We start from the raw sequence: 24,439 nt of genomic DNA, 5'->3' as shown, positions 1-24,439 counted from the left end.
TGTCGGGCGCGACGCCGGTGAACGGCTCTCGTACCGGGCCGCGAACCGTGGGAGACTGCGGCCGTGGTGGATGAATCGGGTGGTCAAGCTGGCCGGGAGCCGATCCTGTTGCTGCTGCACGGCATGGGGGCGACGGGTGACGTGTGGCTGCCCTGGGCGCCACTTCTGGAGCAGCACTGGCCCGGCCGGTGGCTGGCGCCCGATCTCGCCGGTCACGGTTGGTCGGCGCCGCTGTCGTCGTACTCCTTCGAGGGTTTCGCCCAGCGGGTCGCGCAGGGCCTGGCCTCCGACGACCGCATCGTGGTGCTCGGGCACTCGCTCGGTGGCGTGGTCGGCCTGGCGCTGGCGGCCCGCGCCGCCGGTCCGCCGGTGGACGCGGTGGTGGGCTTGGGCATCAAGGCCGTCTGGGCGCCGGCCGAGCTGGCCCGTGCCGCGGACCTCGCCGCCCGCCCGGTGGGCTGGTTCACCAGCCGTACCGAGGCCGCCCGCCGGTACCTGCGGGTCGCCGGCCTCACCGGTCTGGTCCTCCCGGACCACCCGATGGTCGACGCCGGTCTGCGTCAGGTCGACGGCCGGTGGCGGCTCGCGATGGACAACGCCGCGTTCGCCGTCGGCGCGCCCGACCTGGCGGCGCTGCTCGCGGCGACCGACGTGCCGGTGGTGCTGGCCCGCGGGGAGCACGACCCGATGGTCACGGACGCGCAGCTCAAGGAGTACGGCGTACCGGTCGCCACGCTGCCCGGTCTCGGGCACAACGCGCACCTGGAGGATCCGGCGGCCGTGCTGGCGTTGCTGGACCCGTACCGCTGACCGGTCAGGCGGCTGCGGGCGCGGGTAGTTCCCGGGCCGAGGTCAGCTCGCGGCGGGCGGCGGTCAGGAAACCCTCGGCGTACGACTCGGCCGGGAAGTCGCCCAGGTAGCGGCGGCGGGTGACCCAGCGGGCATCGGCCAGCGGGTCGGTGTCCAGCAGGGCCGTGAGCACGGCGTCCACGTTGGACATGTCGCGCCGCAGCACGTAGCCCGAGCCGGCCAGTGGAAAGCGCTCGGTGAACCGGTCGCCCTCGTCACCCATGTCGGTGACGGCATACGGCTTGCCGGAGTAGAGGTAGTCGGAAATCACCCCGGAGACGTCGGAGAGCAGCGCGTCCGAGCGGTTGACGCACTCGGTCAGGCTCAGCTCCCGGGCGGCCGCGCCGAACACGTGCTGCCGGCCGGTGCGGGCGCGGTCGACGGCCAGCAGTTCGGTGAGCCGGCCCAACTGGCGTGCCGACGCCGGGTTCTGCGCCGTGTACGGATGCGCCCGCAGGATCACCGTCGCGCCACGCCCCAGCAGCCGCCGCAGCAGCTCCTCGGCCACCGGCAGCGAGCAGTAGTCGGCGTCGGCGTGGTGCCCGGTCCAGGTCGGGGTGTAGAGCACCGTCGGGTGCGCGAGGCCCCGCGCCGGCTCCTGGCGCACCTCGATCGACTCGACCTGGGGGCGGCCCACCACGACGAACTTCTCCGCCGGGATCTGTACCCCGGCGCGGGCGTACCGGTCGATCGCCGCCGGCCCGGCCACGAAGATCCGGTCGAAGATGCCCGAGACCGGGTTGGCGCTGGGCGCCTTGTCGCTGTCGCCGTGGTGCAGCTGGACGTGGGTGAGCTGGGTGAACCGGATGCAGTGGCTGTTCTTCGCCCCGTGGTTGACGTAGAAGGCCACCCGCAGGCTCGGCACCAGCGCCTCGTCCATCGCGCGCAGCGTGGGGCAGTAGACCACCGGCGCGTCGGTGGCCGCGGCGATCGGCGCGACGAACTCCGGCTCACGGACCAGCACCAGGAAGGGCCGGCCGATCCGTTCGAGGTACGGCAGCCACATGGTGACCTGGTACTCCGAGCCGGGCGGTGCGGAGAAGTAGAGCAGGAACTCCGGCTCGTGCCGGCGTAGCGCGCGGGCGACCTGCCCACCGCCGGCGGTCGGGCGGAACCGTCGTCGGGCCAGGTCCAGCGCGACCGCCCCGGCGGCGGCGGCCACCAGCAGGCTGGCGGCGAGCGCCACGACGGCCGGCAGGGTCGACGCGGCGGCGATGGCCACCACCGCGAGCAGCCCCAGCAGGGCGACGCCGAGTCGGTCAGCGATCAGCGGGGTCCAGGCGCGTACCGGCAGGTTGGCCGCCCGGATCTCCAGGTTGCCGGCGGTACGCAACGGCCCCACCAGCAGCACCAGCCCCAGCAGGACCAGCGCCGTCGCGGCCAGCGCGGGGTCGAAGCCGTCGTCGAGCCGTCGGGAGTAGCCGACCAGGACCGCCGCGGCGATCAGGGCGGTCTCGGCCACCAGGTCGGCGGCCGGTCGGATCCGCTGCTCAGCGGCCGCCGCCACCAGCGCGGCGACGGCCAGCGCGAGGCCCCACCCGGTGCTGCCGGTGAGGGCCAGCACGACGAAGGCCAGCACGGCGAGCCCGGTGCTCAGGCACCGGGCGACCACCTTGCGAACCAGGTCACCACGCATGTCGCTCCGATCGCCGCCCTCGGTGTCGCGGGGGTGCCGTCGACGTCAGTTCGTCGACGCCGCGGCCGGCGTCTCGGACCGGTCCGGGCCGGCCTGCGCCGGCACGGACGGGCCGTCGCCAGGCGCCCGGCGCACGTCGATGACCTGGCCGGTCAGGTCGGAGATCAACACGTCGAGCGAGGACTGGGCGACGGCCTCCGCGGCCAGCAGGGTGTTCTCCGGCTCCTCGCCGAAGGCCCGCGTACGCATGGGGGTGGCCGTCCGCTCCGGGTTGATGCAGTTGACCCGCACGCCGACGTCGGCCCACTCGTCGGCGAGCGCCTGGGTCAGGTTGACCAGGGCGGCCTTGGTGGACGAGTAGAGGGCGTAGCGGGCCCGACCCCGGGTGTACGAGCTGGAGGTGTAGAGCAGCAGCTGACCCTTGGTCTGCTGCAGGTACGGAAGGGCCTGCCGGGCGATGGTCACCGGGCCGACGAAGTTGACCTGCAACACCCGGTCCATCGTCTCCTCGTCCATCTCGGCCAGGGCGCCCCGCTCCAGGATCCCGGCGGTGACCACCACGTGGTCGATCCGGCCGGTCGCCTCGAAGGCGGTCGTCAGCGCGGCCTCGACGTCCTCGGCGCGCTCGACGTGGGTGCCCGTGGTGGAGCGGCTGAACGGGAAGACCTGCGCGCCGTAGCGCCGCGCCAGCTCGGTCAGCTCGTGGCCGATCCCGTAGCTGCCGCCGAACACCACGATCGTGCGGCCCGTCAGCTCCTCGGTGTAGCTGCGGTGATCGGTCAGCCGGGGCGCCTGCGCGGCCGCGAGCTGGAAGAGCTTGTCCGCCAGGTGCACGTCGACCGGGTGGGTGACCTTGATGTTCTCGTCCGAGCCGTCGATCACCTTGATCGGCGTGCCCGGCAGGTACCGCAGCACCACGCCGCAGTCGTCGGTGGCGGCGAAGTCGGGGTCGTTCTCGGCGATCCGGTACGCCTCACGGATCGTGGGGGAGCGGAACGCCTGCGGGGTCTGTCCCCGGCGGAGCCGGGAGCGCACCGGAATGTCGGTGATGCAGTCGTTCTCGTCTACCTGAATGATCGTGTCGGCGGAGGGGATGGCGACGTCGACGGCGGCGTAGGTCCACAGCGCGTTGACGCACTCGCGCACGATCCGGCCGCTGAGCAGCGGGCGGACGGCGTCGTGGAAGAGGATGTTGCAGTCGGCCGGGCCGACCGCGTCCAGCGCGATCCGGGTGGTCGCGTTGCGGGTGTCGCCGCCCTCGATGACCTGGGTGACCTTGCGCAGGCCGGCCTTCTCGACGATCTGCCGGGCGTCGTCGACGTGACCGGTCGCCATCAGCACGATGATCTCGTCGATCTCCGGAGCGGCCTCGAAGACCGCCAGGGTGTGCTCGATGATCGGCTTACCGGCGATCTTGAGCAGTTGCTTGGGGATGCCGAGGCCCAGCCGGGTCCCGGTGCCGCCGGCCAGCACCACGGCCACTGTCCGCGAGGGCCGCCACGGTGCGGGGGTCTCCGTTGCGGCGTCCGGGCCAGTGGTCTGGTCCTGCGTCATTGCCGGATCCTCACTCTCAGGGTTGCGTTAACGGAAAGTTCCGCCCGAGCGGCGACGGAATGAACCTTAACGCGCGGACCGCGCCGCCCCAACGCGGGCGACGCGGTCCTGGTTGCCGTGTCGATGCCGGTGGTTGGCCGGCACTCTACTTGCTGTTAGCGAACGCCTCGTACGCGCGGATGACCTCGTCGGTCGGGCCGTCCATCCGGATAAGGCCCGATTCCAGCCAGATCGTCCGTTCGCAGGTGTCGCGCACGGAGGAGAGCTGGTGGCTGACCAGGAACACCGTGCCGGCGCCCTCGCGCAGCTCGCGGACGCGCTGCTCGCTGCGCTTGCGGAAACCCTTGTCGCCGGTGGCGAGCGCCTCGTCGATGAGCAGCACGTCGTGCCTCTTGGCGGCGGCGATGGAGAACCGCAGCCGGGCCGCCATGCCCGACGAGTACGTGCGCATCGGCAGGCTGGCGAAGTCACCCCGCTCGTTGATCCCGGAGAAGTCGATGATCCCCGCGGCCTGCTTGGCGACCTCGTCGGGGTGCATGCCCATCGCCAGGCACCCCAGCACGACGTTTCGCTCGCCGGACAGGTCGTTGAGCAGCGCCGCGTTCACCCCGAGCAGCGACGGCTGCCCCTGGGTGTGGATCGCGCCCCGGTTGACCGGCAGCAGGCCGGCGATGGCCCGCAGGATGGTGGACTTGCCCGAGCCGTTGCTGCCGATCAACCCGATCGCCTCGCCCCGGTACGCGGTGAACGACACGCCCTTGACGGCGTGCACCTCCCGCACGTTCGGCGCGTTGGTGCGCTTGACCAGCCGGCGCAGCGCCGCCACCGGAGTGGTGCCACCGGTGGCGCCCTGGTGGACCCGGTAGATGATGTGCGCGTCGTCCACCACCACGGTGGGGATCCGCTCGGGCGTCAGCGTCGGCAGGGAGACGGTCGCCTCGTCGGCGGCCGGCAGGGAATCAACCACGGCCGTACTCCTGTTCGCCGCGCCAGAAGTAGATGTAGCCACCGATTCCGGCCACCACGGCCCAACCGGCGGCGACCAGCCAGAGCTGGGTCAGCGACTCGTTGAGCAGTGGCGCCTGCTCGAGCAGCGCGTACCGGGCCAACTCGATGTAGACCAGCAGCGGGTTGAACTGGACCAGCGTCGTCGCCCAGCCGGGCAGCCGCTCGAAGAGGCTGACGCTGTAGAGCACGCCGGAGCCGTACATCCAGGTGCGCATGACGAACGGCATGACCTGCTTGAGGTCGCTGGCCTTGGAGCCCAGCCGGGCGACCAGCAGCACCACGCCCGCGTTGAAGACCGCCTGCAACAGCAGCGCCGGCACCAGCATCAGCCAGTCCCAGGTGATCGGCTCGCCGGTGACCAGCACGATGCCGACCAGCACCACCATCGACGCCAGCAGCTGCTGGAACTGGGTCATGGTGGTCGACAGCGGCAGGCTGGCCCGGGGGAAGTGCAACGCCCGGATCAGCCCGAGGTTGCTGCTGATCGACTGGGTGCCGGCCAGGACCGCGCTCTGGGTGAAGTTGAAGATGAACAACCCGGTGGTCAGGTACGCGATGAAGTTCGGGATGCTGTTCTGTGCCAGCACCACCCCGAAGATCAGGTAGTAGACCGCGGCGTTGGTCAGCGGGGTGAGCACCTGCCAGAGCTGGCCCAGCTTGGCGTTGCTGTAGGACGCGACCAGCTTGGCGTTGGCGTACGCGGCGATGAAGTGCCGGTAGGCCCAGAGTCGGCGGCTGTACTCGACGAGGGTGGGTCGCTCACCGGCGACCCGTAGCCCGTGCCGAGCGGCCAGCTGCGCCTGGGTCAGGCCCGTGTCAGGGTCGACCAGCGCGGTGGTGGCCATGGAAATGGCACTCCGATCTTTCGTGCAGACGGGTTGCTCGCGACGATGGAATCCTAGTGGGAGTTGTGCGCGGGACGCCGCCTCGTCGCTGCGTGGACAGTAGTCCGAAACACGTCGGGACGCAACCGTACCGTCGTTGCGCTACTCTAGCGGGCGTGACCTGCGAGAAGAGTCCTCGGTGACGACCGAGAAGAGGCGCGTACCGGCCGGCGCGGCGGTGCTGCGCGACGAGATCACCACGGCCATCCGGCGCGCGCTCATGCAGGAGCTGGCCGCGGTCGGCTACGGCCGGCTCTCCATCGAGGCGGTGGCCCGAAGGGCCGGCGTCAGCAAGACGGCGGTCTACCGCCGGTGGAGTTCGAAGCTCGACCTGGTGGTGGAGATCGTCGCCGCCGCCGCACACGGCAAGCTGCCGGTGCTGGACACCGGCACCCTGCGCGGCGACCTCGCGCTGCTGTTCCAGGCCGTGGCGCACGCGCTGCGTCACCCCCTGGCGTCGCAGATCATCCCCGACCTGCTGGCCGAGGCGGCCCGTAACCCGGCCATCGACGAGACTCTGCGTCAGGTGCTGCGCGCCCGCCAGCAGGAGATCGGTGGTCGCCTGGTCATCCGCGCCGTGCAGCGCGGCGAGCTGCCCGCCGACACCGATCCGGACGCCGCCGTCGACCTGATCGTCGGCCCGCTCTACTGGCGGCTCGCCATCGCCCGGTTGCCGCTCACCGACAGCTACCTGGACAACCTGGTCGAATCCGTGGCCGTCGGGCTCGGCGCGACCGGCGTCGTACCCCGGCCGAGGGCGACGCCGGTATCCGGCTGACCCGGCCCGCGACACCACCCACGACGGGGACCTGGCGGGCCACCCGGCTCCGCTAGGCTGCCCCCTTGACACCCGGCCGTCACCGAGCCGACATCGACCTTTCGCCCCCAGATCCGCCTGACGAGAAGGACGCCCGTGGCCAACGTCGACAGCATCGCCGTCGCGCCCACTGACCCGGACCCGACGCCGCGCTCCGAGCCGGTGTCCCGGTCGGGTCAGGGCCCCGACCGTAGCCCCGCCGCCCGCGTACGCGCGTTGGTGGCCGCCGCCCCGACGCTGCTCACCGACGGGGCCGTGGTCGCGTTCGCGCTCTTCACCGTCATCTACCACGCGGCCTTCCTGGCGGATCTGCGTCCGTCGGTGACCTTCCGGATCTGGGTGGTCGCCTGCGTCCTGCTCGCCGTGGTGGCGATGCTGCGTGCCCGACGCCGCTCCGCCGCCCTCCGCGAGGAGAGCGGACCGGCCGAGCCGGTCGAGCCGACCGGGACGCGGCCCGCCGTCGACCGGCGGCTGCTGATCGGCGTGCTCGCCGCCGCCGCAGTAGCCTCGGTCAGCGCCGGAGTCATCGGCACCGGCGCCGCCGTCTCCTGGTGGATCCCGGCGGTGGCGGGCCTGCTCGCGGCGACCGGCGGGATCCTGCTGCTGCGTCGGGTCTGGCTGGACGGCCCGACGCCCACCTCGATCGCGCCAAGGCCCACGGCGGGGCAGTCGGCGTACGCGCTGGTCATCTCCGTACTGGTCGGGATCTCCTCGTTCTTCCTCGCCCGCAACACCCCGGACGACGTCTACTACGTCGGGAAGTCGGTCTGGATCGCCGAGCGGGACCTCGTTCCGCTCAACGACTTCCTCTTCTCCGAGAACGTCCTTCCGGCGATGGGTTCGCAACCCCCCATCCCCTCGATCGAGGTGTTCGACGGCGCGCTCGCCAACGTGCTCGGGATCCACGGCGCCTCGGCCACCTGGTACGTGATGCTGCCGATCATGGCGGTGCTGGCGGTGCTCGCGCTCTGGCGGCTGACCCAGCGCTGGGCACCCCGGCGGCCGGTGCTCGCCTTCACGGTCGCCGTCGCGTACCTGTACCTGGTCGCCGGTGGGGACGCCGCGCTGGGCACCTTCCACCTGCCCCGGCTCTACGAGGGCAAGGGCATGTTCGTCTCGGCCGTCATCCCGCTGATGTGGCTCTACCTGACCGAGTGGTTCGACCGGCGTACCCGGCGGAGCCTGCTGCTCATCGTGGCGCTCTCGATCACCGCCATCGGACTCACCAACACCGCCGCGATCATCCTGCCGATGCTGGTCGGGGCCGCCGGTTTCGCCATGGTGCTGGTCGGGCGCTGGAAGCTCGCCGTGGTGGCGGCGGTGGCCGCCCTCACGTACCCGATCGGGTCCCTGGTGGTGTCCCGGATCCTGCTCGGCGGCCTGAGCGCCGACGGCGCGGACGACGCCTTCTTCGACGCGGCGTACACCTACAAGCGGACCCTGCTGTTCGGCGTGGTCGGCGTGATCTCCGGCCTGGCGCTCTGGTGCGGCCCACTGCTGGCCCGTCGGCGTACGCCCGCGCTGCTCACCGCCGGCGCGACCCTGGCGCTGAGCGTGCTGTTCGTCCCCGGTGTGCTGGAGACGTTGAGCGCGCTCAGCGGCATCTCGGTCGTGCTGTGGCGGGTGCCGTGGCTGCTCGCCCTGCCGACCCTGATCGGGCTGCTCTGCACGGTTCGCGTGCCGGCCCCCACGCCGGTGCTGCGTCGTGCGGCGTCCGGTGGGATCGCGGTGCTGCTGGTCGCCTCGTTCGCGCTCTTCGCCACCCCGATGTGGTCCGCCAAGAGCTGGGTCGACGTGCACGAGCGGCCCACCTGGAAGCTGCCGCAGCAGCGCCAGTCGATCGCTTTCTGGATCAAGGGGTTGGACCGGCCCGCGGGCCTGCTGCTGGCGCCGAAGACCATCATGCGGACCTCGCTCGTCGTCACCAGCCAGGTTCGGGTCGTCCTACCGCGTGACTTCTACCTCGTCGAGTACGACCTCAACTCCCAGTTCGCCAAGGACCGGCTGCTGCTCGCCAGCTTCGCCGACGGCGCCACCACCGCGACGCCGGCGGAGTTGGCACCGGCGCTCGATCGGTTGGATGTGGGCACCATCTGCGTCTACAACGGCAACCAGTACGCCCGTGACCTGGCGCCGCAGCTCGGCTACCAGGAGTTCGCGAAGCGTGGCAAGCCCGGAGCGATGACGTGTTTCCGGCGGGTCGGCTGAGCATTCCGCCCCTGGGTCTGCCGGTGCCGCGACAATGCGGCACCGGCAGTTTCGGTGCGGTGACCGAAATGTGCGCCCGATACCCGAGCGACACCGCTGGGTGTCTTCGCGTTAAGGTCGCAGTCATCACTACCGCCCGCCGTACGGGGTGTGGATCACCACATCCGTGGCCCGCCGCTCCGGCCGCGCGGTAGGTCATGCGCGACGGGGAGTGTCATCGACGCACCACGGGCATGCGTCCACCTCGAAAATCGTAGGGAGCGAACTCGTTGTTCGGCACGTTGACAGGACGCATCGGAGTGGCCGCCCGCAGCGCGCTGCTGGTGCTGGCCTACCTGGTCATGCTCGTCGCAGGAGTCTTCGGTTGGGTCGGCCTGTTCGCCGTCGCCGGGCTGGCGGCGGTGGTCGGGGAGTTCGCCGCCGCCCGCTGGTCCCCGCCGTCGCAGCTGCTGCTGGAGAAGGTCGGCCTGAACTTCTCCTACCGGCAGCTGACCCGTGACCTGTCGGCCGTGCTGCTGGTCGCCGCCCAGGTCGAGCTCGACGGCGTCGAGTTGAGCTTCCTGCTGATCCTGCCGGCGGCGGTGTGGGTCGTCTCGGTCTTCGCGGGCGCGCTCTCCACCATGATCGACCGTCGTAACCCGCAGTCCGCCCTGGTCCGCAACATCGAGCTGGGCCCCCTGCGCTCGGCCCCCCGCCCGCCGGCCTGGGCGGCAGCCGTCGCGGGGGACCGGATGCCTCTGCTGAACCTCCTGCTGGTCCCGGCCGCGGTGGTCGCCGCCGTGCGGCACGAGCCGACGCCGTACTTCGTCGCCGCCGCTCTGACGGTGGCGGCGACCGGGGTGGTGGGCGCGATCATCGCCGTGACGTGGCTGCGCGGTCGAGGCTCCGGCCAGGGACCGCTGATGCCGGCCGTGCAGCGCTGGCTCGACACCCACCGGCCCGAGGTGGCGCTCTACTTCGCCGGCCCGGCCAAGGACGTCTACCAGGCCAACATGTGGCTCGCCCCGACCGAGGCGCTGAACCAGCGCGCGGTGGTGCTGATGCGCAGCCGGGAGGCGTTCTTCGAGCTGGCCGACACCCGGCTGCCGGTGCTCTGCGTACCGGCCGGGGTGGACTTCATGAACCTCGAACTCGGCAGCGTCCGCGCCGCCCTCTACGCCGCGAACGTCGGCGCGAACATTCACATGCTGCGCGAGCCCGGCATGAAGCACGTCTTCGTGGGGCACGGCGACAGCGACAAGCAGGCCAGCGTCAACCCCTACAGCAAGGTGTACGACGAGGTGTGGGTGGCGGGCCTGGCCGGTCGGGAGCGGTACGCCCGTGCCGGGGTGGGCGTGCTCGACTCGGACATCGTGGAGATCGGCCGGCCGCAGTTGGCCGGCGTGCACACCTTCGGGGCCGAGTCGGTGGACCGTCCGTTCACCGTGCTCTACGCGCCCACCTGGGAGGGCTGGCTCGACGACGACCCGTACCACACCTCGCTGGTGTTGATGGGTGAGCGGATCGTCAAGGGCCTGCTGGCGAGCAACCCCGGGGTGCGTCTGGTCTACAAGCCGCACCCGCTCACCGGGTCCCGGTCCAAGGCGGCCAAGGCGGTGCACGACCGGATCGTCGAGGCGATCCGCTCCGCCGGTGGAAACCCCAACGCGGCCTCCCTGGACGGCACCGCGCACGTCGTGGTGACCGGCCGTACCCCCGGGCTGTTCGACTGCTTCAACCAGACCGACCTGCTGATCAGCGACGTGTCCAGTGTGGTCTCGGACTTCGTGCAGAGTCAGCGGCCGTACGTGGTGGCCAACCCGGCCGGCCTGCCGGAGGACGAGTTCCGTCGGGAGTACCCGACCGCGCGGGCCGCGTACCTGCTCTCCGCCGACTGCGGTGAGCTGGAGAAGATCGTGGCGGTGACCCGGGCCGGCGACGACCCGATGACGGAGGCACGCCGCGACCTGAAGACCTACCTGTTGGGGCCGGCGGAGGCCAACCCGATGGACCGGTTCGCCGAGGAGATCACCCGGCTCTGCCGCTGACCGCGCACCACGTCCCGCGCCCGGCCCGACACCTGTCGGACCGGGCGCGGTCGTGTCGGCGGCGAAGGGGTGTGACTCAGTCGAGCAGGGCGGCGACCGCGTCGGCGACCGGAGTGTCCGCCGGCAACGCCCGTGCCGTCACCACCGCGCTCAGCGGCAGCGGCCCGTACAGGTGGGGGAAGAGCTGCCCGCCGCGCGACGGCTCCCAGCGCAGGGCGTCGGCCAGCCGACCCTCGTCCACGCCCAGCAGGGTGAGGCCGGTGACGCCGGTGAAGTGCCGGCGGGCCGTCTCCACCACCTGGTCGGCGGCGGAGAGGTGGATGAAACCGTCCTGGTGGTCCAGGGCCGAGCCGGCGACGGCGCCGGCGACCCGGGCGTCGTCCCACTCGACGGTCGGCAACAGCTTGTAGATCACCTCCGCAGACTACGTCGCCCACGTTTCGGCCGTACCGCCGCCGACGTCGGCCGCCGCCCGTCATGCTCAGGTTGACCCGCCGGAAGGGGATGGACGATGGCGAGCTACGACGACGACTGGACCGACACCCAGCGCGGGCTGTACGACGAGTGCTACCGGGCCGGCGGCGAGTGGGCCGAGGACCCGGACACCCCGTCGGACGACGTGCAGCACGTGATCAACCTGGCCGAGGCGGACGACGACGCCTTCGACGATGCCGAGATCGACTTTCCGCCCCTGGTCGACGCCGTCACCCAGGCCAGCGGCGTCAACGTCACCAGCGTGCCCGCCCGGCACGACGACCCCGGTTTCCGCGGCTTCACCGACGGCGTGCGGGACGCGGTCGCCGACGACACGTTCGGTCTGTAGGGCCTGACCGGAGCCGGCCCTCCCGCTCGCGGCGGCCTTCTGCCACCATTCGCAGGACGGCTGCGACGGATGGGGGCACGGTGCGGATCCTGCTGGTGGAGGACGACCGCCGGGTGGCCGCCGCGCTCTCCTCCGCCCTGACCCGTCGTGGCTACCAGGTCGAGCACGCCGCCACCGTCGCCGCGGCGCTCTCCGCCGCCCCCTGCGACCTGGTGCTGCTGGATCTGACCCTGCCCGACGGCGACGGCACCGAGGTGTGTCGGGAGCTGCGCCGGCGCAGCAGCCAGCTCGGCATCATCGCGGTGACCGCGCGGGGTGAGGAGCGCGACCGGGTCCTCGGGCTGCGCCTGGGCGCGGACGACTACGTGGTCAAACCGTTCTCGATGGTCGAGTTGCAGGCCCGGATCGAGGCGGTGCTGCGCCGGGCCGCCAATGCCGCCCCCGAGCGGCACCTGATCGAGGCGGGGGCGGTGCGCATCGACGTGGCCGCCCGCACGGTGACGGTGGCGGGGCGCGCGGTGACGCTGACCCGCAAGGAGTTCGACGTGCTGCTGTCGCTGGCCCGCCAGCCGGGGGTGGCGGTGCCCCGCGACCGCATCCTGCTCGACGCCTGGGGCACCACCTGGGCCGACCGGCACACCGTCGAGGTGCATGTCGGGTCGTTGCGCGGCAAGCTGGGCGACGCGCGGCTGGTGGAGACCGTCCGCGGGGTCGGCTACCGGCTGCGCGATGCGTGAGGGGGCGCCGTGCGCCGTCGCCTGGTGATCAGTTATCTGCTGCTGATGGTGCTCGTCCTCATCGCGTTGGAGAGCCCGCTCGCCGTCACCCTGGCCAGAAGCGAGACCGAGCGGGTGCGCGCCGACCGGCTCGCCGACGCCACCCGGTTCGCCTCGCTGGCCGGGCCGACGCTGCGCGGCGGCGAGCCCGGCCCGATCGGGGCGGAGCTGCGCAGCTACGACGAGCTGTACGGGATCGGCGCGGCGGTCGTCGACCGGGACCGGGGCATCGTCGTCGACTCGGCGAGCTGGCAGTCCACGGGGACCGCCACGGTGCTGGACGTCGCGCTGTCCGGCCAGCAGGCCAGCGCGCCGGAGTCGGTCTGGCCGTGGTCGGCGGGGCCGGTGGTGGTGGCGGTGCCCATCAACGACGGCGGTGAGGTCCTCGGCGCGGTGGTGATCGTGACCCCGGCCGGCGAGATCCGCCGGGTCGTGAGCATCTGGTGGCTGCTGCTGACCATGGCCGGCCTGCTCGTCGTGCTGGCCTGCGTGCTCACCGCGTTCGGGCTGGCCGGTTGGGTGCTGCGCCCGGTGACCGAGCTGGACGCGGTCACCCACGAGATCGCCGAGGGCGACCGGGGCGCGCGCGTGCAGCACCGGCTCGGCCCGCCGGAGCTGCGCCGACTCGCGGCCAGCTTCAACCACATGGCCGACGTGGTCTCCGACGTGATGGACCGACAGCGCGCGTTCGTCGCACATGCCAGCCATCAGCTGCGCAACCCGCTCACCGCGCTGCGGCTGCGGGTGGAGGAGCTGGGTCCCAGCCTCACCGACGCGGACGGGCGCTCCGAGCACCAACTGGCGCTGGAGGAGACCGACCGGTTGGCGCTGGTGCTCGACGCGCTGCTCACCCTGGCCCGCGCCGAACGGGAGGAGAACGAGCGGGTGACCGTGGACGCCGCCGCCGTGGCCGCGTCCCGGGTGGCCGCGTGGGCGCCGTTGGCCCGGCACCGGTCGGTCGCGCTGCGGCTGGCCACGAGCGACGCCCCGGCGTACGCGCGGACCGTGCCGACCGCTGTCGACCAGGCGCTGGACGCGCTGATCGACAACGCGGTGAAGTTCAGCGGGGCCGGCGGGGCGGTGACGGTGACCGTGGCCCGCCGGGACGGCGGGGTCCTGTTGGAGGTGCGCGACACCGGCCCGGGAATGACCGAGAGTCAACTCCGCCAGGCCACCGAGCGGTTCTGGCGGGCCCCGGACGCGCAGAACGTCGACGGCGCCGGGCTCGGCCTGACCATCGCCGCCGTGCTGGTGGACGCCTCCGACGGGCGGCTCACCATGCGAGCGGGCACCCCGCGCGGGCTGGTCGCCGGCCTGTGGTTCCCGGCCGCCGAGCCGGCGGAAGAGCCGCTGGACGGGGACGGGGACCCGGCCGCCGACCGGTGGCCCACCCCGGCGCGCTAGCGGACCGGCGACTCAGGCCGCGTGCCCGCTGCGGCGACCCGGCAGCTCAGGGCTTGGCGGCCCGGTACCAGGCGGCGGCGCCCGGGTGCAGCGGCAGCGGCGCGGTGGCGATCGCCGAGCGGGGGCTCATCCGTCCCGCCGCCGGATGTGCCGCGCCCAGTTCGGCCCGGCGCTCCATCAGCAGTCGGGTCACGTCCCGGACCAGCGGCTCCGGCAGGTCGGCCCGCACGATCAGATAGTTCGGGTCGGCGACCGTGGTCACCGGGTTAATCCCGTACACCGAGCGGGGGATGTCCCGGGAGACGTAGACCTGCCCGTAGCGGGCACGCAACGGCTCCGTCCACTCGCCCAGGTCGACGATCCGGGTGGCGCTGCGCCCGGCCAGCTCCTCGATGCCCCGCACCGGCAGACCACCGGAGAAGAAGAACGCGTCGATGCGTCCCGAGCGCAGGGCGGTCACCGAGTCGTCCAGGCCGAGCCGTTCCCGGCGTACCGCGTCGCCGCCGAGCCGGGCCACCTCCAGCAGCCGGCTGGCGGTGATCTCGGTGCCGGAGCCGGCCGCGCCCACCGAGACCCGCCGACCCCGCAGGTCGCCGACCGTACGGACCGGCCCGCCGTCGGTCGTGACCAGGTGCAGTTGGTCGTCGTACACCCGGGCCACCGCGTCCACCGAGGGGCTCTGCGTCGGGCTGGTGGGCAGCACGTCGGCCTGGGTGAAACCCAGCTCGGCGGCCCCCGAGCCGACCAGGCGGACGTTCTCCGCCGAGGCCGCGGTGATCACCACGCTGGCCCGTACCCCGGGCAGTTCGCGGTTGAGGATGGTCGCGAGGGACTGCCCGAACGCGTAGTAGACGGCGGTGGGGCTGCCGGTGGCGATCCGGATCTCCACCGGCTCGGCCGGGTCGTCCCGGCAGCCGGCGACGGTCAGGGCCACGACCAGCGCCAGCGCCGCCGCTCCCGGGCGGCGTCGACCGGCCCGAGGAGACGAGGTACGACCCACGCGGTGCACTGTGCGCGCTCCGACGGGCAGGCGCAAGCCCGCACCCGTCAGTACCGCCGGTACGGGCCTGCGCTCAGCAGACCGGGCGGCGGCCCGGCGTCGACACCGCGGCGCGCGCCGGCTCCAACGACGCGCTGTGCAGGATGCGCTCCCGGTCCGGCCCGTCGGCCACGCTCACCAGGAAACAACCGGTGCCCGGGCGGAGTACGGCCGGCACGTCGAGCACGGCCGCGCCGCGGATCAGCACGGCGGCCAACTCCCGGTCGGTGAGCCGCACACCGAGGATGTGCCGGCGCACGTGCCGCCCGCCGGCCAGCAGCGCCGACCGCCAGGCCGCCGCCGCGAGGCGGGACACCCACCGGCGGCGGGCCGGCGAGGCGCCCGGCAGGGGACCGCCCAACAGCTCCCGACGTCCCTGCCACCAGCCGGCATCCATCAGCCGGCCGTACGTGCCCCGGTGCTCCGGCGGCACCCACAGCCGGTGCACCTCGTAGCGGCGGCGGAGTCCGCCGACCGTCACCTCCTGGGTGACCGGAATGTCGAGGCGGGCGAGCAGCTGGCGCATCCGCTGCGCGGCGTCCTCCCGGTTGAACTCGACCCCCGGCGCGAGCGCCGGTGGCGGGGCGCTCGACCGGGCGCCCGTCGGAGGCGCGGTGCAGCGCAGCAGGCAGGACGCCTCGAACGCGTCGCCCAGGGTCAGCCAGTCCAGCGGGGGTGGCGTCGCCGGTGGGCGGGGCCGGTCGAGCAGGGCGGGATCGCGGGCCAACGGGGGCTCCCTCGTCGGAGTCTGGGTTCCCCTACCGTGGCCCCTGCGCGGCCGTTACGGAATGTGTCCCGCCCAGCCTTGAGCAAATCTTGCGGCTCCCGCTGCGCTACAGCTCGGTGACCACCAGATCCACCTGCCGGACCCGCCCGGCGGCGGCCGGTTCCTCCACCACGGTGTGCTTCAGCTCGCGCAGGGCGCCGACCAACTCCCGGGCGGTGCGCGGCTTCGCGCCGGTGAGGAGCAGATCCCGCACCAGCCGCCCCTTGGTCGCCTTGTTGAAGTGGCTCACGACCGAGCGGACGGGCACACCGTCGACCTCCCGCTCGTGCAGCACCCGCACGGTGACCGTCCGTTCGGCCAGCTCACCGCGCGGCGTCCAGGTGGCCGCGTACGCGCCGGAGCGCAGGTCCAGCACCGGGCCCCGACCGGCCGCGCCGGCCAGGACCGGCGTCAACTCCCTGCGCCAGTACGCCGACAGCGCCCCGACCTCCGGCAGGCGGACGCCGATCGGGCAGCGGTACGGCGGAATCCGGTCGGCGAGGCGTACCGCGCCCCACAGGCCGGAGCTGATGAGGATCGACCGGCGGGCCGCCCGCAGCGCCGCCGGTGGCAGCGTGGCCAGCTCCAGCGCCTCGTACAGCACCCCGGTGTAGAGCCGCTCGGCCGGGGCGGTCGCCGCCTCCCGCAGCCGGGCGTTGCGGCGCAGCTCGCCGCGCTGACCGTCGCTGAGCCCGAGCGCGGCCAACGCCGCCTCCTCGTCCGGCCCGGCGCTGAGCGCCACGAGCGCGTCGAGCACCCGCTCGCGGGCCGGGTTCAGCTCCGGCAGTGACAGCTTGTCCGGCGTCCACCGCCGTCCGGTGCCGGCGTCGGCCTTGCCCTCCGAGGGCGGCAGCAGGATGAGCATCGGGTCTCCTCGGACGGCGTACGGCGGCGGCCCGGCCAGCGTACGACCCGTGCTCAGCGCCAGGGCCGCACCGGGGTGTCGGGGTGGTACACGCGATAGCCACCCACCTCGCGGACCGGTGCGGCGTCGGGTCGGTCGGCGAGCAGCCGGCGCAGCCGCCGGTCCATCGGCGAGTCGACCTCCACCACGTAGCCGGGCCGCGCGGCCCGCCCGACCTGCCGCCAGTACGGCCGGTAGCGGTTCTGCCCCGGGGACAGGTCGCCGTCGAGCACCCCGCAGACCACCGCCTCGTCGGTGTTGAAGATCAGCCGGTTGCAGGTCCAGTAGTCCCCGTACACCTCGTGGGGTCCGTCGGCGCGCAGCGCGGCGGCCAACTCCCGGGCCTGGCGCTCCTCGGTCCGCGACGCGGCGGCGCCGCTGACCGCGAAGAGCACGGTGACCACCAGCGTCGTCGCGGTCAGCGCCGCCAGCACGGCGGCGGCCAGCGCGCCGGTCAGCCGGCCGAGCACGCCCACCGTGCCCCGCCAGCCGGCCACGGCCGCCGCCCAGAGCGGCCAGAGCACCGCCGGCAGCGACAGTTGCAGCACCGACAGGTAGCGGGCGTTGTCCAGCGGACTGGTCGCGGCGAGCGGACTGCGCACGTACGACAGCAGGGTCAACGCCGCCCCGACGACCAGCGCGAGCTGCACCACCGGCCCGACCCGCGCGGCCCGTGGCGTGCCCTCGGCCCGGCCGCCGCGCAGGGTGCCGGCGGCGGGCTCGCCGGGTGTCGTGCCCACGGCCCGGCGGTACGCGACGAGCGCGAGCGCCGCGGCGGCCACCAGCAGCGCCGGGTAGAGCAGTCCGAACCACTGCTGCCAGCGACCGCAGCCGTCGACCGGGCAGAGCCCGTGCGCCAGCGGCACTCCCTCCAACAGGCCGCCCCGGATCCGGTCCGACCACGGTGGCAGCGGGCCGGCCTTGGTGCTGACCTCCCGGAACACCGTCAGCGAGTCCTCACCCGGCCCGGCACGCAGGTTGTCGACGATCATCGGCGCGATCCCGACCACGAAACCCGCCACCAGCAGCAGCCCGGCCCAGCCGAGCAGTTCCCGCCGCACCGCCCAGAGCAGGGCCAGCACGGCCACCGCCAGGTACGGCAGGATCAGCCAGTCCGACCAGGCGGCCAGCCCGGCCAGCAGCCCGAACAGCGCGACGGCCAGCCGACGGTGGCGCACCGACCCGGCGGCCAGCCCCACGACGATCAGCAGCATCAGCAGCACCGCCGGTTTGACCTCCGGCCGACCGCCGACCACGGTGAGCTGGTCACGCACCACCCGCTCGGGTCCCAGCGCCAGCAGTCCGACGACGAGGACGGCGAACCACGGCGGGTAGAGCCGGCGGGTGAGCGCGTACACCAGGTAGAGGAAGACCGCGTACAGGGCCAGCATCGGCAGCCGCAGCACCGGCCAGCTCGGCCCGAAGACCGCGAGCAGGGGCGCCGCCAGGTACGACTCCAGCATCCCCATGTAGTGCTGGCCGTAGAGGAAGACGGGGTGTTCCCGGCGCTGCCCGATGTGCAGGGCGGCCAGCCCGAAGGTCGCCTCGTCGCTGTTCGACACCGGGACGGTGTACAGCGTCAGGACCAGCCGGTACCCGATGCCGACCAGCCCGAACAGCAGCGCGACGAGCGCCGGCCGGTCAAGTCGCGGACGCCACCGCCCGCGGTGCTGCTCTGGATGCGACACGACCACGCCCCCGTCGTCGTCCCGACCGGAGTGTTTCACGGACCGACGGTCGGTCGGGCCGCTTCGGCGCAGTACGACCTGGCTGGCGGGCTGCGGTTCGGACCCGCTCGCGTGGCCGTCGCCGACGACGTGTGGCAGGGTTGGCGCGTGCCACCCACACCCGCCGGCGAACTTGCCGTGCCGAATCTGCACCGGGCCGCGCGGATCGAAGACGCCGTGCACCAGCTCGTGGAGCGTCGGCTGCGCCGCACCGGCTGGCGGATGAACATCGTCGCCTACACCGGCTACGGCCGGCCGGGCTGGGTACGTGTGATGTGCCGGGTGCTGCTGGGCCGTCCGGACAACCGCCAGCGGGGTCGGCTGGACAAGGTGCGTGGCTGGCGCAGCTTCACCACCCTGCCCGCCAAGCACGTAACGGTGCAGATCGAGGCCGGCGGGGTACGGCACGAGGCCCAGGCCGACCGCAGCGGTTTCGTCGACACGCTCGTCGAGGCCGACCTGCCACCCGGCTGGGGCACCGTACGCCTCAGCGTCCCCGACGCCGAGCCCGTCGACGCCCCCGTGCGCATCCTCGACCCGGAGGTCAAGTTCGGCATCCTCTCCGACATCGACGACACGGTGATGGTGACGGCGCTGCCCCGACCCCTGCTCGCCGCGTGGAACACCTTCGTTCTCGACGAGCACGCCCGCGCCGCCGTACCCGGCATGGCGGTGCTCTACGAGCGACTGGTCACCGCGCACCCCGGCGCCCCGGTCTTCTACCTCTCCACCGGCGCGTGGAACGTCGCGCCGACGTTGACGCGGTTCCTGTCCCGGCACCTCTACCCGGCCGGTCCGCTGCTGCTCACCGACTGGGGTCCGACCGCCGACCGTTGGTTCCGCAGCGGCATGGAGCACAAGCGTTCCACTCTCGCGCGGCTCGCCAAGGAGTTCCCCGACGTGCGCTGGCTCCTGGTCGGCGACGACGGCCAGCACGACCAGGAGATCTACCGCGAGTTCGCCGCCGCCCACCCGGAGAACGTCGCCGGGGTGGCGATCCGTCGGCTGTCCCCGACCCAGTCGGTGCTGGCCGGTAGCCTGCCCGCCCCGGCCGGACGGCCGTCCTCGGGGCCGGTGGGGCAGAAGTGGCTGTCCGCGCCCGACGGCGCCGGCCTGTGGCAGCTCCTCCGCGACGCCGGCCTGGTCTGACCTCTACTCCCTCCGGCTCAGCCCGCATAGGCGAACCCCCCGGGTACCGCAGTTCGCGGTGCCCGGGGGGGGGTTCCGGCCATTCGGGTTACATCGTGTTCGGTTCTACATCAGCGTGGGCGAGGCCCAGGTGACGGTGCCGGGGGCGCCGTTGCCCGGGTAGAGGGCCAGGGTGCCGTTGCTCCTGCGACGGACCATGAGATCCATCTTCCCGTCGTTGGTGACGTCGCCGAGGCTACTCATATCGAAGTCCTTGCACTTGCCGCAGACCAGGACACGGGGACCCCAGGCCGGCGTTCCGCTGGCGGCCGTGTTGGGGTAGACCCACATGTCGCCGGTGCTGGCATTGCGCATGATCAAGTCAGTCTTGCCGTCGTTGTTGGCGTCCTCGACGCTCGCCTGATCGTACCCGCCGCACAATTCGCAGAGCATGATCCGGGTACTCCAGGTGACTTCGCCGCCTGGAGTACCGCTGCCCAGGTATGCGTACATGTTCCCGGTGCTGTTTTCTTTGACGAACAGGTCGGTCTTGCCGTCCCGGTTCACGTCGCCCAGGTCGGACAGGCCGAAGTTGAGGCATTTGCCACAGACCAGCTGGCGGCCACCCCAGACCGGGTCGCCGCTGGCGACCGTGTTCGTATAGACGTACATGTCACCGGTGCTGATCTGCCGCATGAAGAAGTCCAACTTGCCGTCATTGTTGGCGTCGGCCATGTTGAACGAGTCGTAACCGCCGCACTTGCCGCACACCACCACGCCGGCATCGAACGTGAGCGTGCCGTCCAGGTTCGTTCCGCGGCGCAGCAGCACGTCGCCGTTGCCCTGCCTGACCAGCATGTCGCCCCGGCCGTCGCCGGTGATGTCGCGGACGTTTGGTGCGATGAGCATCTGGGCGTAGTTGCCCGGCGCGGTGGCCTCGGCCGGGTTCAGAGCCCGGTCCCAGTGCTGCACGTTGCTGACCTGACCCGAGTAGTACGAACTCGGCGCGCCCTTGTAGCGGTAGTGACCGATCACGAAACGACCGGTGCTGGGCCAGGACACGGCTGCGGCGTGCTGTGCCGTGCCAGCGAGGTTGTTGTTGACGTACAGGGCCATCGTGCTCGTGGTCGCGTTGTAGGTGGCTACCAGGTGTGTCCAGACTCCGAGCTGGGCGTTGGGCGCGCTGATGGCCTGGTCGTACGCCCAGGCGTCGCTGTCGGATCGGGCCATCCCGAACCGCCAGGTGTTGTCGCTCTGCTCCTGCCAGAGGATGAACCGGGCCGAGCGCGATCCCTCCTCGGAAAGGATGATCTTTCCGGCGGTGGTGGGCTTCACCCAGGCGGCGACGCTGAACGACCTGGTGGTGTCGACCAGCACCGGACTGGCGGCGCTGACCAGGCTGCCGGTGCCGTTGGCGTCCACGCCCGTGCCGGTGGCATCGCTGTTGAGCCGCAGGTCCGGGCTGAAGAGGTCACCCTCGTGCCAGTACGCGTTGCCGGTGCCGGTGAGAGTGCTGCCACCGGTGATGTCGCCGGCGGTGGCCGCGGACGCTCCGGCCGTGCCGTCGTCGAGCGGCCAGGTGTGCTTGGCGGTGACCAGGCCCTGCGCCTGCTGGGTGGCGATGGTGGGCGTGGTGCCCAGGCCGCTCACCAGGTACGCCGTGGTCAGGCCGTTGCCGCCGACGCTCCACAGGTCGGGAGTGCCGTCGGAGTTGGCGTCGGCGGCCCGCAGGGCCAGCGACGCGCCCCGGTTCCAGTTGGTCGAGAGCGTGTACGGCGTGTAGGTGAGCTGGTTGGTGTCCTGGTTGTACGCCAGGTTCGTCCACAGGTGCAGGGCGCCGGTGCTGCTGTTCCAGAGGAACATGGCGGTGCCACCGCTGACCTGGGCGGTGGCAATCGTCCAGTTGTTCCAGTCCACGCCACCGGCCGGGGTGAGCGTCGTGGTGCTGCCCGCGTAGTAGTAGAGGCCGGCCGCGAAGGCCATCGGGTAGTAGTTGAGGAAGTACCCGTTCGTCGCGTCGCCGCTGGTGCCGATCAGGTCCGGGATGGTGCTTCCGGTCGCTCGGGAGTCGCCGGCGTTTGCCAACTGCAGCGGAGCGTTGCCGTTGCTGTCGACAAGCAGTTCGCCGGAGACGCTCACCTGGTTGTTGTACGGCTGGATGACCGAGCCGTCGCCGCTGCCCCGCAGGACGATGCCGTTGCCCGCGTTGACGCCCCCGGTGTAGTAGACGAGGACGTCCTGCAGACCGGAGCCGAAGAAGTGGCCGGAGATGGCCTGGCCGTTGTTGAAGTCGGACGGGTCCTCGTTGCCGGTGACCCCGTTGCCCCGTGCGCCGAGGTCGTTGACCGTGGTGCGTACCGCGCCGCTGTTCATGCCCGTGCCCAGCCAGAGGCCGGCGGGCAGCCCGTTGCGGGCGCCGATGGTCAGCAGGTCGGCAACACCGTCACCGGTGAGGTCCGCGTCAGCCGCCGTGTCGGCGGGATCCGCGTTGAAGGTGATGGTGGCGGTCTCGCCGAAGTTCCCACCGGTCGACAGGCTGGTCACGGCGAGGGTGTTGGTGAACCGGGTCGGCGTCACGACCACCGAGGCGGTGCCGGCGGAGGCGGAGATGCTGACCGGGGGCAGGCCGTTGAGCTGGTAGCTGTAGCTGGCCGGCTGGGTACCGGTGCTCGGCGGCGTGATGGCGAAGCTGACCTCTTCGCCGATCTTCGACTGCCCCTGCGGCTGGCTGATGTCGGGAGCGCCGGTCCGGGTGGGGTCGTAGGTGAAGCTGCAGGTCGTCGACCAGTCGCTGGACGCCCCGAAGTCGGTCGCCTGGACCTTCCAGGAGAAGCTGGTGATGGCGCCGCCCGCGGCGGAGCGCAGCGTGGCGACCGGCACGATCAGCACGCCCGTGCTGCCGGACGAGTACGTGAGCAGGTTCGGGTTGGAGGATGCCAGGGCGGTCTGCGCGGAGTCGGAGGTCTTCCAGAGCTTGAAGCTCACGCCGAGGGTGCCGCCGTCGGGGTCGGAAACCGGGGCGTACAGGTAGACCGGGTTGTCGCCGACCATCGACCCACCGCCGCAGGCGGTGCGCGGTGAGGTGGTCATGCCGGTCGGCTTGTTGGGCTTGTGGTTGAAGCGGATTTCCAGCGTGGGGCTGGTCTCCAGGAATTCCTTCCAGCTCTCATCGTCGCTGGCCTCGTTGCCGCCGATCATCCACAGGGTCCGGGTGGCCTTCTTGTTGGCGACGTCGGTCTTGATCTGGTCGGTGATGTTGAAGGACACGCCCTGGGCGCTACAGCCGCTGTAGCCGTAGGCGAAGCTCCCGGACGCGGCGAGGGGGCCCTTGCTCTGGTCCTCCCAGTAGTCCCAGCTGGCGTTCGACTTCGACAACGTCGTCGCGGGGGCGTAGACGTTTACCGTCTTCTTGGTGCAGCTCCACGACCAGGTGTTAGTGATCTTGAACGTAGCGTCGTTGATCGTCGCGCCCGTGAGGGTGCTGTACGGCACCGGGAAGTTGATGAGCGTGTTCGAGCGCTGCTCGCCGGAGTTGCCCACCTGCATCCGACCCTGCGGGTCGGGCGTGTTGTTCCAGTAGTTCGTCGACTGGTGCTGGTACGAGATGCTGGACCAGCCGGACATCCGCGGTCCGGTGACGCTCCAGTTGAAGCTGGGATCGATGTAGACCGGGTAGACGGTCGCGGCATCGGTGAGCAGCTTGCGGTCGGGCTTGAGAGCGAGCTTGCCGGGGGAGACGGAGACCCCGATGGCGGCGGTGCGAGCCGCCCGGCCCGGGGCCGCGGTCGTCGACGCGGCGCTACTGCGCCCGGTCGGGGCGGTGGTGGCAGCTGCCGAGGAGTCCCACATGGTCGGGGCCGGCGCGGTGATGACCGCATCGCCGGTGCGGTCCCGACCGCTGATGTTGCCGACCGCGTCGGCGTCGAGGGTGAACCCCTTGGCGGTGGTGGCCAACTCGAGCGTGGCCAGCTTCGGGTTCTTCGCCGCTGTCGCGTCCTTGACCACGAAGACGTGGGAGAACCCGCCTTGGGCGTTGACCGTCACGGTCAGGTCCACACCGGGAAGGACGTTGGGGTACGTCGCCGTCGGCCCGGCGAGCGTGGGGGTCGGCAGCGCGACGGGGGCGGTCAGGGTGAGTGACCGGTCGCCGCTGACCAGGTGTGCCATCGGCCCGCTGCCGCCGGCCGACAGCGTGATGTCGTGTGTGGTGGTGGTCGCGGTGACGGCGCCGTCGGCCCGCCGGTACAGGGTGGGGTCCAGTTGCTTCCAGTCGGCGCCCACGCGCTTGCGGTTCGGCACCGCGCTCTGGCTGAGCAGGATCTGGCCGTTCGGAAGGGCGGTCAGCTTCTCCGTCGAGGTGCCGGCGGCGGTCGCCTCGACCTGCTTACCGGTCCGCTTGGCCTGCGCCAGGGCCGCGTCGACGCCGAGTGCCTTCTTCGGATCGACGGCGGGCTTCGGCGCTGCCGGTGCGGCGGCGGCTGGTATGGCGAGCGGCACCGTGGCCGTGGCGATGGCGACGGCGGCCACCGCGCCCGATGCGACGGCGCGTAGGCGCAGTCGTCTCCTGATCATGTCAAGTACTCCCCGTGAGTGACGTGAGCGCGTGGGTGCGCCCGATCGAGCGGCCACAGTGAAGCAGGCGTGGCCGGCTGCGGGAAACGCCCGAGGGTCCTCGACGCCGTCCCTTTGACGTTCAGTGGAGCGCATTTGAGGGCTTTGGCGGCTGATCATCGTTACCGTGTCGTGACCTTGTGGACGGTCGGACATGAAACATTGTTCGCGCCACGGGGGTGCGCGACCCATCACCCTGCGTGGTTTCCATTTCATCGGGCAGAGGTGAGGTCTGCATGACCGTCTACGGGGGATTACGCCTGCTCACACGTCCTAGA

General features: G+C 71.9%; 18 protein-coding genes. 8 read left to right on the top strand and 10 right to left on the bottom strand.

Going from position 1 to position 24,439, the window contains the following annotated elements:
• The first annotated feature begins 63 nt into the window (after positions 1-63).
• Positions 64-810 carry an alpha/beta fold hydrolase gene (locus ACIBTX_RS07910; RefSeq protein WP_396832218.1) on the top strand — a complete coding sequence of 249 codons (747 nt, stop codon included), beginning with the start codon at positions 64-66 and terminating at the stop codon, positions 808-810.
• A 4-nt stretch (positions 811-814) separates the two neighbouring features.
• Here the strand turns inward: ACIBTX_RS07910 and ACIBTX_RS07905 are convergent, their stop codons facing one another.
• The 4 genes from ACIBTX_RS07905 to ACIBTX_RS07890 all read right to left on the bottom strand — a co-directional run bounded on the left by ACIBTX_RS07905 (position 815) and on the right by ACIBTX_RS07890 (position 5,892).
• Entirely contained in the window at positions 815-2,485 is a 1,671-nt protein-coding gene (locus tag ACIBTX_RS07905) for a CDP-glycerol glycerophosphotransferase family protein (RefSeq protein WP_396832217.1), read from the bottom strand.
• Between the two features lie 45 nt (positions 2,486-2,530).
• Positions 2,531-4,039, bottom strand: coding sequence for a bifunctional cytidylyltransferase/SDR family oxidoreductase (locus ACIBTX_RS07900; RefSeq protein ID WP_357120082.1), 1,509 nt, complete (start codon positions 4,037-4,039; stop codon positions 2,531-2,533).
• Positions 4,040-4,184: 145 nt separating this feature from the next.
• Positions 4,185-4,994, bottom strand: a complete 810-nt coding sequence (locus ACIBTX_RS07895) for an ABC transporter ATP-binding protein (RefSeq protein ID WP_357120787.1) — start codon at positions 4,992-4,994, stop codon at positions 4,185-4,187.
• Between the two features lie 4 nt (positions 4,995-4,998).
• Positions 4,999-5,892 carry an ABC transporter permease gene (locus ACIBTX_RS07890; RefSeq protein WP_357120079.1) on the bottom strand — a complete coding sequence of 298 codons (894 nt, stop codon included), beginning with the start codon at positions 5,890-5,892 and terminating at the stop codon, positions 4,999-5,001.
• A 217-nt stretch (positions 5,893-6,109) separates the two neighbouring features.
• On the opposite strand from ACIBTX_RS07890, the gene ACIBTX_RS07885 reads away from it, so the two are divergent.
• The 3 genes from ACIBTX_RS07885 to ACIBTX_RS07875 all read left to right on the top strand — a co-directional run bounded on the left by ACIBTX_RS07885 (position 6,110) and on the right by ACIBTX_RS07875 (position 10,983).
• On the top strand, positions 6,110-6,709 hold the full coding sequence (locus ACIBTX_RS07885) for a TetR/AcrR family transcriptional regulator (protein WP_396832276.1): 600 nt from the start codon (positions 6,110-6,112) through the stop codon (positions 6,707-6,709).
• Between the two features lie 135 nt (positions 6,710-6,844).
• On the top strand, positions 6,845-8,956 hold the full coding sequence (locus tag ACIBTX_RS07880) for a DUF6077 domain-containing protein (RefSeq protein ID WP_357120076.1): 2,112 nt from the start codon (positions 6,845-6,847) through the stop codon (positions 8,954-8,956).
• Positions 8,957-9,225: 269 nt separating this feature from the next.
• The gene (locus tag ACIBTX_RS07875) at positions 9,226-10,983 is read left to right on the top strand and encodes a CDP-glycerol glycerophosphotransferase family protein (RefSeq protein WP_357120072.1); all 1,758 of its coding nucleotides are present in this window, start codon (positions 9,226-9,228) and stop codon (positions 10,981-10,983) included.
• 76 nt (positions 10,984-11,059) lie between these two features.
• Here ACIBTX_RS07875 and ACIBTX_RS07870 read toward each other — a convergent pair whose 3' ends face one another.
• Positions 11,060-11,398, bottom strand: a complete 339-nt coding sequence (locus tag ACIBTX_RS07870; protein ID WP_357120068.1) for a DUF952 domain-containing protein — start codon at positions 11,396-11,398, stop codon at positions 11,060-11,062.
• Positions 11,399-11,494: 96 nt separating this feature from the next.
• Between ACIBTX_RS07870 and ACIBTX_RS07865 the strand changes: the two genes are divergently transcribed.
• From ACIBTX_RS07865 to ACIBTX_RS07855, 3 genes are all read left to right on the top strand, one after another.
• Entirely contained in the window at positions 11,495-11,806 is a 312-nt protein-coding gene (locus tag ACIBTX_RS07865) for a hypothetical protein (RefSeq protein WP_355050324.1), read from the top strand.
• Between the two features lie 80 nt (positions 11,807-11,886).
• Complete coding sequence (locus ACIBTX_RS07860) at positions 11,887-12,543, top strand: response regulator transcription factor (protein WP_396832216.1); 657 nt, start codon at positions 11,887-11,889, stop codon at positions 12,541-12,543.
• Between the two features lie 9 nt (positions 12,544-12,552).
• Positions 12,553-13,986 (top strand): sensor histidine kinase, encoded by a 1,434-nt coding sequence (locus tag ACIBTX_RS07855; protein ID WP_396832215.1) that lies wholly within the window; start codon positions 12,553-12,555, stop codon positions 13,984-13,986.
• 46 nt (positions 13,987-14,032) lie between these two features.
• On the opposite strand, the gene ACIBTX_RS07850 is transcribed toward ACIBTX_RS07855, so the two are convergent.
• The 4 genes from ACIBTX_RS07850 to ACIBTX_RS07835 form a co-directional block, all read right to left on the bottom strand.
• The gene (locus ACIBTX_RS07850; RefSeq protein ID WP_396832214.1) at positions 14,033-14,995 is read right to left on the bottom strand and encodes a TAXI family TRAP transporter solute-binding subunit; all 963 of its coding nucleotides are present in this window, start codon (positions 14,993-14,995) and stop codon (positions 14,033-14,035) included.
• Between the two features lie 64 nt (positions 14,996-15,059).
• The gene (locus tag ACIBTX_RS07845; RefSeq protein ID WP_357171556.1) at positions 15,060-15,752 is read right to left on the bottom strand and encodes a hypothetical protein; all 693 of its coding nucleotides are present in this window, start codon (positions 15,750-15,752) and stop codon (positions 15,060-15,062) included.
• Between the two features lie 106 nt (positions 15,753-15,858).
• A complete protein-coding gene (gene yaaA / locus ACIBTX_RS07840) occupies positions 15,859-16,656 on the bottom strand; it encodes a peroxide stress protein YaaA (protein ID WP_357397741.1) in 798 nt (265 codons plus the stop codon).
• A 53-nt stretch (positions 16,657-16,709) separates the two neighbouring features.
• Positions 16,710-18,383 (bottom strand): ArnT family glycosyltransferase, encoded by a 1,674-nt coding sequence (locus ACIBTX_RS07835; RefSeq protein ID WP_396832275.1) that lies wholly within the window; start codon positions 18,381-18,383, stop codon positions 16,710-16,712.
• A 147-nt stretch (positions 18,384-18,530) separates the two neighbouring features.
• Between ACIBTX_RS07835 and ACIBTX_RS07830 the strand changes: the two genes are divergently transcribed.
• Positions 18,531-19,571, top strand: coding sequence for a phosphatase domain-containing protein (locus ACIBTX_RS07830; protein WP_357120051.1), 1,041 nt, complete (start codon positions 18,531-18,533; stop codon positions 19,569-19,571).
• Positions 19,572-19,676: 105 nt separating this feature from the next.
• Here the strand turns inward: ACIBTX_RS07830 and ACIBTX_RS07825 are convergent, their stop codons facing one another.
• Positions 19,677-24,122: a LamG-like jellyroll fold domain-containing protein gene (locus tag ACIBTX_RS07825; protein ID WP_396832213.1), complete on the bottom strand. Its 4,446-nt coding sequence runs from the start codon at positions 24,120-24,122 to the stop codon at positions 19,677-19,679.
• Positions 24,123-24,439: the final 317 nt, after the last annotated feature.

Origin of the sequence: Micromonospora sp. NPDC049359 (assembly GCF_044466585.1) — a bacterium.
GTDB lineage: Bacteria > Actinomycetota > Actinomycetes > Mycobacteriales > Micromonosporaceae > Micromonospora.
The sequence above is the reverse complement of the archived record's forward strand: the minus strand, read 5'-3'. Positions and strand labels throughout refer to the sequence as shown.

Excerpts from the sequence above, each read along its gene's own strand:
- ACIBTX_RS07905 (WP_396832217.1), bottom strand. The coding sequence starts at position 2,485 with ATGCGTGGTGACCTGGTTCGCAAGGTGGTCGCCCGGTGCCTGAGCACC.
- ACIBTX_RS07900 (WP_357120082.1), bottom strand. The coding sequence starts at position 4,039 with ATGACGCAGGACCAGACCACTGGCCCGGACGCCGCAACGGAGACCCCC.
- ACIBTX_RS07890 (WP_357120079.1), bottom strand. The coding sequence starts at position 5,892 with ATGGCCACCACCGCGCTGGTCGACCCTGACACGGGCCTGACCCAGGCG.
- ACIBTX_RS07865 (WP_355050324.1), top strand. The coding sequence starts at position 11,495 with ATGGCGAGCTACGACGACGACTGGACCGACACCCAGCGCGGGCTGTAC.
- yaaA (WP_357397741.1), bottom strand. The coding sequence starts at position 16,656 with ATGCTCATCCTGCTGCCGCCCTCGGAGGGCAAGGCCGACGCCGGCACC.
- ACIBTX_RS07825 (WP_396832213.1), bottom strand. The coding sequence starts at position 24,122 with ATGATCAGGAGACGACTGCGCCTACGCGCCGTCGCATCGGGCGCGGTG.